The organism is Candidatus Thiodiazotropha sp. LNASS1, from assembly GCF_964212655.1.
Classification (GTDB): domain Bacteria; phylum Pseudomonadota; class Gammaproteobacteria; order Chromatiales; family Chromatiaceae; genus Thiodiazotropha.
In genome coordinates this window covers 1,149,243-1,161,774 of sequence record NZ_OZ156465.1, presented here as the reverse complement: position 1 = coordinate 1,161,774, position 12,532 = coordinate 1,149,243, and the positions used below count along the sequence as shown (strand labels likewise).

General features: G+C 54.6%; 7 protein-coding genes. 1 reads left to right on the top strand and 6 read right to left on the bottom strand.

The window, feature by feature from the left end:
* Nucleotides 1–9: 9 nt before the first annotated feature.
* The 6 genes from AB8516_RS05005 to AB8516_RS04980 all read right to left on the bottom strand — a co-directional run bounded on the left by AB8516_RS05005 (nucleotide 10) and on the right by AB8516_RS04980 (nucleotide 10,306).
* Nucleotides 10–1,524 carry a NuoM family protein gene (locus tag AB8516_RS05005; RefSeq protein ID WP_369158665.1) on the bottom strand — a complete coding sequence of 505 codons (1,515 nt, stop codon included), beginning with the start codon at nucleotides 1,522–1,524 and terminating at the stop codon, nucleotides 10–12.
* Nucleotides 1,525–1,534: 10 nt separating this feature from the next.
* On the bottom strand, nucleotides 1,535–3,091 hold the full coding sequence (locus AB8516_RS05000; RefSeq protein ID WP_369158663.1) for a proton-conducting transporter membrane subunit: 1,557 nt from the start codon (nucleotides 3,089–3,091) through the stop codon (nucleotides 1,535–1,537).
* Nucleotides 3,084–6,404 carry a DUF2309 domain-containing protein gene (locus AB8516_RS04995; protein ID WP_369158661.1) on the bottom strand — a complete coding sequence of 1,107 codons (3,321 nt, stop codon included), beginning with the start codon at nucleotides 6,402–6,404 and terminating at the stop codon, nucleotides 3,084–3,086. Before AB8516_RS04995 ends, AB8516_RS05000 begins: the two co-directional genes overlap by 8 nt.
* Before the next feature lie 10 nt (nucleotides 6,405–6,414).
* Nucleotides 6,415–7,875 (bottom strand): NuoM family protein, encoded by a 1,461-nt coding sequence (locus AB8516_RS04990; protein ID WP_369158659.1) that lies wholly within the window; start codon nucleotides 7,873–7,875, stop codon nucleotides 6,415–6,417.
* Between the two features lie 59 nt (nucleotides 7,876–7,934).
* The gene (locus AB8516_RS04985) at nucleotides 7,935–9,701 is read right to left on the bottom strand and encodes a SulP family inorganic anion transporter (RefSeq protein ID WP_369158657.1); all 1,767 of its coding nucleotides are present in this window, start codon (nucleotides 9,699–9,701) and stop codon (nucleotides 7,935–7,937) included.
* A 260-nt stretch (nucleotides 9,702–9,961) separates the two neighbouring features.
* Nucleotides 9,962–10,306 (bottom strand): hypothetical protein, encoded by a 345-nt coding sequence (locus AB8516_RS04980; protein ID WP_369158655.1) that lies wholly within the window; start codon nucleotides 10,304–10,306, stop codon nucleotides 9,962–9,964.
* A 319-nt stretch (nucleotides 10,307–10,625) separates the two neighbouring features.
* Here AB8516_RS04980 and AB8516_RS04975 point away from each other — a divergent pair, with 319 nt between their 5' ends.
* Nucleotides 10,626–12,503: an ATP-binding protein gene (locus AB8516_RS04975; protein WP_369158652.1), complete on the top strand. Its 1,878-nt coding sequence runs from the start codon at nucleotides 10,626–10,628 to the stop codon at nucleotides 12,501–12,503.
* Nucleotides 12,504–12,532 lie beyond the last annotated feature (29 nt).

Sequence of the window (12,532 nt, the reverse complement as noted above, 5' to 3'; positions counted from 1 at the left end):
GCAGCAGTCTCAATGAGCGGTATATATGGCGCTCAATGCAGCGAGCGGTTTATCAATCAGGGTCAGCCAGGGTTCTATAAAGAAACCGGCACTCAGTAGGATGAGTATCAGAGCGCTCACCACGAACACTTCCGGCTTTGAAATGGGAATAACCTGAAACGGCTGTCTGCCACTGGGACGGGGCGCCAGGAAAGCGCGTTGAAAAGCCCACAACAGAAAGCCTGCCGCGACTACATTGCCCAATGCGGATGCGATGGTCACTAAAGCGCCGAATTTGTGAATGGCAGATTCAAGAATAAGGTGTACGGCATCGAAACCCGGTGTACCCGGCATACCGATGATGGCAAGACCGCCGATCAGAAAGGTGATACCGAGAAAGGGCAGGGAATCGAACAGACCGCCCAGGTTGTGCAGCAGGGTCGTGTGGGTACGACGAAATAACAGACCGGTGGTAAATACCAATGCGGCGAGGGCGAGGCCAAAAGTGGCGGAGAGGATAACACTGCCCATAAACGCGGCATGCTCCAGGCTGAAGATGCCCAATATCAGAATACCCGTGTGTGAGATCACGGCATAGGCAAGTAAGCGACGCAGATTATTCTGCATCATTGCCAGAAATGCGGCGTAGAAAATACCAATGAGTGCGAACAGGGCCACATAGTTGTGCCACTCAATGACAGCGGTCGGCAATAACGGCAGGACAAATCGCAACAGGCCATAGATGCCGATCTTGAGACCAAGCAGCAGTGTGGGCGCAACAGCCACGTTACCGTGTTCCGCAATCAGCGGCAGCCAGCCATGTAGTGGGAACAACGGTGTGCGTATCGCCAGTCCGTAAAAGAGTAGAAAGAAGGCAACTGACCGGAAGGTCTCTGAGACCGGCGTTTGTGCAAGTTGGAGCAGGTTGAAGCTCCAGACGCCATTATGACTGTCTGAATAGTTCCAGCCCATCAATAGGGTGCCTGCAATCAACAGCAGGACACTCACAGACATGAACTGATAAAACCGTCTTAGCGCCAGCTCCTTATCCGGTGAGTTGCCCCAACGCCACAAAAGATAACCAATGAAGCCGATTTGTACTGCAGACAACAGCACGAACCAGAGTAGATTGAGGGTGACGAAGAGCCCCATCAAGCAGGCCTGTACCGCGAAAACAGCCATGAAGAGGCGGTCGAAGGGCTTCAAATCGCGTACCACGCCATACAGGGTTACCAGCAGAGTCAGCAGCCCCGTCAGCAGAATGAAGATGACCGATATGCCATCGATACCGCTATGATAGGTTAGTTGGGGAATGATCTGGATTTGTTCTGCGAACTGAAAACCCGCTATATCGGTGTCGTAGTGGCGCCACAGATCGACACTCACAAAGAACTCCAGGAGTGCAGCGATAATGCCTGCCGGGACAAGCCACCTGTGGTGACGCATCAACCACAGCAGCAACACAGTAGCCAATGGCAGCAGTTGTAAAACTGTCAGAATCGGATAGGTGATCTGTGTTGACCAATGGATGCTATCTATCGTCACGTGCGGGCCCTCACAGTATCACCACAAAAGTGGCCACCACTAAAACGATCAGATAGCGCGGCTTGGACAATAACTGATCGACCCGTTCGAGTACTCCACCCACGCGATGAAAGTTTTTCAACAAGCCTTCGCCACCACCTCTCAGTACCAGACGGGATTCAAACCAGTACAGAATATTGGCGAGCCATGTCATGAATTTACCGGCCAGTCCGGTACCCTGGCCCACAGCACCCATTTGATCGGTGGAGCTTCTTTTCTGTAACTCTTCCCATTGGGTGAGCGAAGAGACACTCCTGGTATAGACGGGCAGTCCGATGACACGCGTCACGATCTGCTCATCAAAGAACTGCACATCCTTCGCCAGGGATACTGTAGGGCGCACCAGGAGTGCATCGGACAATGCGTCGAGCCAGAAGCGTTGCAGGGCCGCATTATGTAGCCAGCGCCAGCGTGCCAGCCAGGTCGGTGGCGGTGGCGTGGCGTGATCGATCTGATTGACCAATGCCGGTGATGCGAGGAATTGAAACAAGCGCCATACGGCATGCAGGCTCAGATGCCAGGCGGCCAGGGTAAACCACCCCATACCGCACCAGAAGAACATCAAACCGACCTGGGATGTGGTGGCGAACATGAGGGAGCTTTTTATATCGGATTGAGTCAGTCCGGCAAGCCAGCCATAGATCACAGTCAGCAATCCAAGGATGGCAATGGTGATCATGATCGCAGGGGCTTGTTCGAGTAGCGGCGCCAGGCGAATCAGCAGAATGACGCCCGCATGCACCATCAAGGAGCTGTAGAAGATGGCGGATGAGGGTGTTGGGCCTTCCAATGCATGGGATATCCAAGGAGCAAACGGCAGTTGAGCCGATTTGACCAATGCGGCTATCACGAAACCGCTTGCGATCACACCGGCCGCGAGGGTCTCGATGTTTTCAGCCTCACTATTGATCTGTGACCATTCTACCCCCCCGAGCCAGAAGATTGAGAGAGCGATACCGATGATGAAACCGGTGTCACCGACACGGTTGGTTACAAAAACCCGAACCGCGTTCTTGGTCGCTGTCTGTCGATCGATCGCATATCCGATGAGTAGATAGGAAGTAACGCCAACGATCTCCCAGCCTACGAAGGCGAGCAGGGCATTCCCTGCCAAAACGATGAGCTCCATGCCGCCGGCAAACAGGCAGAACAGCATGAAGATGCGCTGGTATCCAGATTCGCGATGCATGTAGTTGACGGAAAACTTCAACGTCAGGAATATGATCAGTGTCACCACTGTCAATAGTGAAAGACCGGTCGTATCCAGGCTTAAACTGATCGGCAGGTGAATCTCGCCGGTATCGAACCAGGTACCTAAAACCAGCTGTCCTGGCGCTCCGTGGACCACTGCTTCAAGTGCCAGGGCCAGCGACAACAGCAAGGAGCCGGTGCCGGCGCCCAGGGCAACCAGTGAGGTCTGCCTTTCGCCAGACTCACCGCGATTGAAGTTCAGGATGTAGCCGATACCGATCCATCCGGAGGCCAGCCAAGGAAGGAGAGGGATGAGCCATGCGTATTGCTTAAGCATCTACAGCCACCTCCTCAGGGGTCTTGATCAATGCGGGCCGCAATGGTCCTGTTGATCCTGTATACCAGTCAGCCGAGCGAGGCACAGCTGTGATCGCCTTTTCATCGGGTTGCCATGCAACCCAACCCGATTCGGGATCGAACAAGTGGAATTCACCATTGTCGGGATCCATCGCCACCAGCACTACCCAGCCATTCCCCACCAGCTCCTGTAAAGGTGGTTGACGCTGGTAGATCTCTGTCAGTATTTTGGTACTGGCTTCAACCACCGCCAGGAGGCGCATCGCTTCATGTATCTCGATCATTTGTCGCGGCAGTCCGGTGCGCAGATCGGAGCTGGCGCCTTCCATTATCCCAAGGAAGCCGGTCACGTTGTGCGTGACCTTGGAACCGCAGCCATAGTGCTCGTTATCCACTGTTGAGAAGTAATATTCGAGATTGATTCCGGCACCTACCGCACCGTTGATCAGCAGGTGTCGTTCCAGCACCTCACCGGTTGGATCATGTGATGCGTCGTAGGAGATGAGGAAGGCGCGCCGGTCGAAAAACGCCCCCCGACTGATGGATCGCCGGCCGATGAATGCACAGGCGTTGGTGGCATGACCAAGTTCAGGCCTGACCTGGGAAAAGTCGAGGGAACGGCCGAGGACATGGTTAAAGGCCTGCTGGGGATTCGGCTGCCTGGGTGCGGAGGCAAGACGTCTGCATCGTTCCTGGGCATGCAGATAGCAGGCCTGTTCGCAGGCCTTTGCCAGTTTCTGTTGTGACGGCTGCAGCGCGTCGGGGATTTGGTCGAGGTCGTACCAATCGATGATCTCACCGCAGGTATCGTGTTCGGCACCGATGAACCAGGTGTCCTGCGGGATGACAATCCCGCGTTCGGCCAGAATCGCTCTTACCTCGGGTCGGTTGGCCATCCCGGCGACGAGGCGTGCATTCGGGCCGCTGAAGCGTCCGGAACAAGCGCCGCAATTGTATGCCGAGGTATGTGGATTATTCTGGTTACGTGAACCATGGCCGATAATGGTGACCAATGGGGCGAAACCATTGAGCAGTCCCATGCTCTTCAACATGGCCTGTACCCGATCCGCCTGTTCAGTATCAGTGAAGCCCGGACGGGGTGATTCAATGGTCGCCTCCGGGCTGTCGTTCGGGGCGCTGTACTCAATACGGGTTGTTACCGGTTTTTCAATGCCCTGTCGAAGATAGCTCAGCAACCGCCCAAAGGGTCTGGGCGCCAGAATCTTGCCGATCAAAACAGCCAGGGTTGCGGGGGCTGCAATTGCCGTCAACAATCCGGGCAGCAGTGCTCCGCGGCGTGTGTTTTGCAATAGCAGTTGTTGGCCTTTTTTCAGCAGCTGATGGCGACGTTGATGCAATCTGCCGGCCTCCAGGTTTTGCACTGCCGGCGTCTCTCTGACCTCATGAACCGGGATCACAGGCGTGGGGATGACCGGTGCCTGGGGTCCGGCACAGCTGTCATCCAGGCCCCGCCAGTTATGCGGCACGCTGAAGTGTGCCGCTGTACCCAGGGTCTCCACCTCCGGATAGAGCTCCTCAAGATGCCGGCGAGTTCCCTCTTCACGGTCATCCATGCAGAAGATCACTTGAGCGGCAGGCCTCTCTTCCCGCTCCGGCCAGGCACCCCGTCCACGGTTTTTTGCCAGTGCGTTGAGGATCTGGTCCCGATACTGTTTTTCGTAGGCACGGAGCCAGATGAAACCCATACGGTCTTCATCGAGTGCATCAACCGTATCGAATATTGCCTCGATATGTTCGTATGTGAGGCAGCGTACTTCGTCACCGCACCAGCCGAGTTGCTGCATCAGCTGGAACAGGGGCCAGGCACCCTGGCAAAGTGTCGGTTGAGTGTTGTTCTCGTAACTGCCGCTGCTTTGACGCCAGGTCCAGATCAACTGGGCAAGGTGTTGCCAGCGTGCCGCGTTCTCATCCCCATCCGTGTCAGCTGGCGCATGGACAGCACGCTGGGCACGGCTGGCCAGATATTCCGGTAATCGGCTGTTGAAGAGCGCTTCACGGACAGTGAATTCATCGGCCTGATGGTGAAAATACCAACGCAACATATCGATACTGGATTCGATATTGAACAGGCGTGCGCAGAGATTGTGGGCGTAGATTCTCTCCAGGACCAGCCGTACTGCCAGATAATCGAGCATATCGATACGGGCGGAGAGTGATTCATAACCTGGGTGAAAGTGCCGCCAGAGTACCATCCCGGACCAACCGGGCAGCTCCAATGCCAATCGCTCCAGGTAACCCGTCCAATGGTCCCTCGCCAATCCCAGTCGATGCAGCTCGCTGATAATGGTTTCCAGCGGATCACTTTGAAGCAATTCAAGATGTTGCTGCCATCCCTCGATGTTTCGCAAATGCCAGTCGAGGTCCAGTTCCACCCGTTCGCACCAGTAGTGATAAAAACCTTTGGATGGGGAGAGGGGGCGCCAGCTCGCCACTCCCTGATCGAGAAAACTCGAGAGGTCTCTGATCAACTGCGGACGTAAATCATCCAGCAGGTCATGACCGGTTGTGGCCAATAAAAGATCCCTCATAGTCATGTCACGGCCCAAACGTTCGAGCAGCATGTCGAAGCGATCTGTGGCCGTCTGCTGCATCAGTTGGGTGGTTGTATTGGGGCTGTCCCCCCCGCTATTTGCCACATCGAGCATGTCATGCAGCAGTGTTTCGGCCTGCTCCGGGGCCAAATCGAGCAGCTCCTCCGGGTGAGTGGATTCATGCTCCAGGTGGAGAACCTGGAGGCAGGCATCCCACAGGTCGCTCACCGCAGCCGATTCCGTTGTCAATCCGCTCTCTTGGGCATTGCTCAGCAGACGATTTCGGCATGTTTTGGGAAGATCGGACCGGAGACGTTCAAGGACACGATTCTCCTCTATCTGCCAGTTGAGTTGGCAGCCGGATACAGGCTGATAGGGCATGCTCATCACTGCAACGATGATGTCGCCCCGACTGAGTGATCCGCGGGCCGTATCGGCCAAGCGTGTTTCCGGTTCCAGATCTCTCTCTTGCTCGACACAACTGATCAGGTCTTCGAGGGATATCCGACCCTGGCAATAGTAGTCACGATACTTTTCCAGCGGCAGGAAACCACGGGCGCCGGTTATGCGGCGGGCGGTGGCAAGGGCTTCTTGGAAGGGCAGGTGCTGAAAGCCATGCAGGGTATTGTGGTGAACGAAATCCCGAATCGGTGCCTGACTGGGAAGTATGTGCTGCAGGTGATCGATCGCCTCTCTGATCTGCTCCCGGATATCGCTGTGCTTGTTGTGGCCCTCATTCATATAGGCACCCCTACAATGAGAACAGGCTTGAAAGTTGCACAGCGGAGGCATTCACCAGGTTGAGCACTGGACCGGGCATGAATCCAAGCAGCAGGGTGCCGGCCGCCAAGGTACCAGCCGCCAGCAGCTCGGAGGGACGTAGATCCTCCACATTCTGCATGCCGGGGCGAACCGGTCCGGTAAATAGCTGACTGATGGTGCGCACTGCATAGGCGGCGCTGAGAAGCACACCGATGGTCAATAGGGCGGCGACCCATCCCCAGCGGGCGAATCCGCCAATCAAGGCGTTGAGCTCTGCAATGAATCCAGCCGTACCGGGGAGTGAGACAGCGGCAATAAAGGCAAGGGTGGTGAAAAATGCAAACCTTGGCATCACCCTCACAAGAGAGCTGTAGTCGGTCACTTCACGCGTGCGGGTCCGTTCGTAGAGCAAGCCGATCAAGAGGAACAGCGAACCCGCCACCAGACCGTGGGCGACCATCTGCATCAAGGCACCGTGCAGACCGGCCAGGTTGAGTGCTGCAATCCCGAGTAGAACGACCCCCATATGGCTCACGGATGAGTAGGCGATCATCGCTTTCAGATCACTGTGCCTCCAGGCCAATAAACCACCGTAGATAAGGCTGATAAAGGCGAGTGCGGCAAGAATATCCTGGAGTGCGAGCACCGCATCCGGCAGCATACCCGCAGCGCGAATCAGTCCGTATGAACCCATTTTCAACAAGATGCCAGATAGTAGTATAGAGATTGGGCTCGGTGCCTCGACATGGGCCAGTGGGAGCCAGCCGTGGAGGGGGAAGATTGGCATCTTTACCCCGAAACCGACCAGGAAACCGAGAAAAATCAATATCTGGGTGTGCTGAGGCAGGGTACGCCCGCTCTCAGCCATTGCTGACATGGAGAAGCTGTGGCCCGGTACGGAATCGAACAACACAAGCAGGCTTATCAGCATGAATACCGAACCGCCCATGGTGTAGAGGACGAAATTCAGTGCCGCTCCGTGGCGGTTTTTACCCCCCCAGCGGTCGATGAGGAAGAACAGCGGGATCAGGGTCAATTCCCAAAATACGTAAAACAGCGACCAGTCCTGTGCCATGAAGACACCGAGCATCGCCGACTCCAGCAAGAGCACCAGAATATAGTAGCCCTTGATTCTCTCGCTAATGGCTGTAGAGGCGAGAAGCGCCACCAGGCTCAATAGGGTAGCCAGCAGCACCATGGGATAGGAGAAGCCGTCCAGACCCAGGGCGAACGAGGTGCCGAGGCGGGTGTTCCACTCTGTCTGATGAAAAAACTGCAAGCCCGCCTGGTTGTAATCGAAGTCGCCGATATAGGCCCAAGAGAGTGCGAACGTTACCGCCGACGCAAACAGGGCGGTTGCGCGAATGGCCCAACGAGCATCTCGGGGCAGGAAAGTGATGGCGAGCGCTCCGACGAACGGTGTCAGGAGCAGATAACTCAGATCGGGCATGTGACTATAGATACCTGACGTGTTAGCGCGTCAGGGTATCTTGAAACTGCGTCATGATGTCACTCCTTGCCGGCGCCGATTGGAGAACGCAGAGGGCAATTCTCTCTGTCGTAGGAGTCACCCAACTGGTTCCAAACATAGTTCAGTGCCAGACCGATGCGAGAGTAGAAGGTGTCGTCACCCATCTTATCCTTCAACCCTGTACGTCGAATCGTGTCCATGAACTGTTTCTTCATGCGCGCGATGACGAGGTGGATTCCCTGTGCCTGAAGCCGTTCCCACAAGTGGTGCAGGACTTCCTCTCCGGTGGCGTCGATCTGATTGATGGCTTCACCATCCAGAATGATGTATTTCAACTCCGGATTGGCGGCAACCACACCAAGCATCTTGGTTTCGAAATAGCCCGCGCTGGCGAAATAGAGTGAGCCGTCGAAACGTACTACGGAGATCACCGGGCTGGTCGGCAGATGACGTACCCGGATATCGCGCATGGTGCCGTCTTTGTATCGGGAGAGCTGGGCGAAGCGGGGCCGCATGGTGCGCCATAGGAACAGCCCGAGCGAGAGGAGTACGCCGATGATGATGCCCTTGTCGAGATGGGGTGCGAATATCAGGGTCAGGACAAAGGTGATGACTGCAACGATCGCGTCATGGGGCTGCGCCTTCCAGGCGTGGATGATCGGATCGATCTTGATCAGATTGATGACCGCCATGATGATCACGGCTGCCAGGGTGGCCTGCGGCAGGTGATAGAGCAGCGGAGTCAGGAAGATCAAGGTGATCATCACCACCAGGCCGGTGACGATCGAGGAGAACCCGGTGATGGCGCCGGCATTGATATTCACTGCGGAACGGGAAAACGAGCCTGAAACCGGATAACCGGAGAACACGCTGGCCACCACATTGGAGAGCCCTTGTCCGATGAGCTCCTGATTGGCGTTCAGGCGCTGGCGTGTACGTGCGGCCATCGCCTTGGCAATCGAGATAGCCTCCATAAAGCCGATCAGAGAGATGGTGATAGCCGCGGGAATCAGTTGCCAGACTGTCTTAACGTCAAAAACCGGCAGCGACAATGCAGGCAGGCCTTTGGGTATGTCGCCAACCACTCTACCGCCGGCTTCATTGAATCCGGCGAGCCAGGCTATCAGAGTGGTAACGACAACCGCGATCAGGACACCGGGAAAGTTGGGGGCGTAGCGGCGGATGCCCCACATAATGGCAAATGCCAGAATCGCCATCCCCAAGGTTGAGCCGTGGGTATTCTCCATGGCCGCCAAGATGGTGTTCCATACAGTCTCGTAGTGATGGGCCTCTCGTTCCACGGAGACGCCAAACACCTTGCCCAGTTGGGAGGTTGCGATAATCAGGGCGCCGGCGTTTGTAAAGCCGACAACAACCGGGTGAGAGAGGAAGTCCACCAGTACGCCGAGCTTGAACAGGCCGAGAAACATCTGAAATATACCGACCATGAAGGCCAACAGCACTGCATAGGCCAGATAGGTGTCGGGAGAGGTGGCAAGGGGTTCAAGGGCCGCCGCCGTCATCAGCGACACCACGGCTACCGGGCCGGTGGCCAATTGCCGCGACGAGCCGAAAAAGGCGGCGACCATGGGCGGGAGAAACGAGGCGTAGAGACCGTAGTAGACCGGAAGACCGGCAAGTTGGGCGTAGGCCATCGATTGAGGCACCAGCACCAGGGCGACGGTAATACCTGCGACAATATCGGCTCTAACCGTCTCTTTGTCCTTAATCTCTCCGATCCAGCTCAGAAACGGGATGAATGCCCCTTTCCAGCCTGCCATCAGACTCTGTATATGCTCCCACATGATCGTTTTCACCTAATGGAGTTAGGTGCTTACCGGTTGCTCTTAACGACTTATCTGCGACGAATTGGATTGCGGCAATGCAGCTGCTTGGACGCCGCCGAGACCTCGTTTTAACGTGTCTACGGACGTATGATCGAACTTCTTAGTAAGCTATGATTTTTTTACCTGGATCATCGATTCAGGCCCCACCCAAGACCGCTTGCCGGTCTATATTAAAACATGCTAATACTAATGGATATCCATTGAAATTGAAAGTGGAATTACACTTTTGTTGTGCCGTGCAATTCGGCGACAAGCTTAACAATGCGTTGTGGGCATATTTTTGCATTGCCGCATAAACAGTCTTCCTCCACTCTCTTCAGAACCGATGCAAGTTTGTTTTTTTCACGCTTGGAAAGGGTAACCACCTGCCCGGATGAGTCATTGAGAGTGCGCAGAGTCAATTGGTGTGATTGATCGGTGATTTGGCAGAATATTGTCGCTATAAGATGCTCTTTTTGCGTTGAAGCATCGATGGGGACTTGAATAGTAAATCCACTATCTCCGTTCTTAGAGGAGAGCAGATTACACATTTCACAGTGAATCCGATATTCACTGAAACGCATCTGTTACTACCTCCTGAGATTCAGTGAGCTGAATCGATTGTTGAACTTTATTTCCTTCCTACCCCTAAATATATACCCATAAAAGCCTATCTGCAGCAGTTTGAATCAACACCCATCACCGATACAGGTATTTCAGTTTCTTGTTTCTCCCATTTTCAATCATTCGCGGCAATAAAATTAGCCGGAGATTCCTTTTTTAGTTAATGAATTCAGGAAACTGCCGATGACATAGCATGTACGCTGCATCATGCCGGTCTGATTCCGGGTTCATTGAACAGTGACAGTCATCCGGTGCCGATTGGGATTCTGAGTCAAATACATGTCCGTCCTCTCTAACGAGTTGCCATATCTTTCACGCCCTAGGATTGACGAAATCGGCGAGGCACGCATGCGGCAGATGGAGTGTCATGCGAATCGGGAGATGGCAAGGCGATCGATGCCGGGGGGTGTCGTCTACATCATCGCTATCCTTGTGGTTGGATATACGACCGACCTTGCCTCCGAGCATACTGTGTTGTTTTGGTTGTTCACCGGCCTTTTATTGCTTACAGGCGTGACCCGGCTTGTTTCCGGTAATCTGGTTACACGTGGGAATGACGGTTCAGAAGCCGTGCCTTTCAAGATTTTGGCCGGCAGCGTGGTGGTCAATGCTGTTGTTTGGGGCTGTTTCGTTGCTGTCCTGGTGATGATCTATGAGACGGATTGGCCGGCATATCTGACCCTTTTCTTCACCGCGGGGATAGCGACCGGCGTCATGGCCAGTTTTTGCGTGCGCCGGGGTGTGGGAAGGATCTCGTTGGTTGCGATGCTGTTGCCTATAAGTATGGCGAATGCATCGCTCATGAATATGCAGGGCTATGCCCTGGTATTTGCTTCATTGGCATTTCTCGCCTATATGCTGGCGCAACTGAATTACTGGCATCGTGAGTATTGGAGAGCTTTGCTTAACACTCATTTGGCGGAAGTCAGGTCGCAGGAATTGGAACGGGCAAGGGATGAAGCAGAGTCCGCGGCACGGGCTAAATCGGAGTTTCTCGCGAATATGAGCCATGAGATACGTACCCCCATGAATGGTATCCTGGGTATGCTTGAATTGGTATCAGACAGCGGTTTGGATGAGAAGAGGCGACGATACCTCAAAACAGCGCGCAGTTCTGCAAGATCACTGCTGATTTTGATCAACGACATACTGGATTTCTCAAAAATCGATGCCGGTCAGTTAGGCCTCGAGTCGGAAGTTGTCGATCTGCACCAGTTACTGGATGAGATCGTTGATCTTTTTTCTGTGCAGGCGGAACGTCTGTCCATTGGCTTGAGTTGCAACGTCTCGCCCGAAGCGCCTCGATTCGTATATGGTGATCCGGTCAGGCTAAGGCAGGTTTTAACCAATTTGGTGGGCAATGCCATTAAGTTTACTGAACACGGCGGCGTGGAGATCCATATGACCTATGAGGATGAGTCGCACCGTTTTTCAGTGAAGGACAGCGGCATCGGGATAGCCCCTGAAGCCATGGAGAGACTGTTTCGCGCATTCACTCAAGCCGATAGTTCCACGACACGAAAGTATGGCGGTACCGGGCTTGGTCTTATCATCTCACAACGCATCGTTGAATTAATGGGCTCGTCTTTGGAGATGAAAAGCCAACCGGGAGCAGGGACAACGGTTGGCTTTCGTTTGCGCTTGCCAACGGCCGATGAACCGCGTGATACGGCATGTATGGCGGACAATGGCCGGCAGAGTGAGGCCGAGCGACGCCTGGTCGACAGTGATAGAGGTATTGCACTCGACGACATGCCGGATGGAGTGCGGATACTCCTGGTGGAGGATAATCCGATAAATCAGGAGTTGTGCGAAGCCATGCTTGAGGAGTTGGATGTGGTTGGCGCGTTGGCTAAAGATGGCGCTATTGCCCTTAAAATGCTTGCTGAATCCCACTACGATCTAGTGCTGATGGATTGCCAGATGCCCGAGATGGATGGTTACGAGGCAACCCGCATATGGCGCGATCGGGAAAAACGGCATGACAAGAGAAGATTGCCGATCATAGCCTTGACCGCAAACGCCCTGGAGGGTGACCGGGAACGTTGTCTCGCGGCCGGTATGGATGACTATTTGAGCAAGCCTTATACCAAAGAGGTGCTACGGGAAAAATTGCTGACGTGGCTAAGCTACGCCAGGCAGCATGAGATTGACTGAGCGCAACTCGATACGCTGATACGGAATTT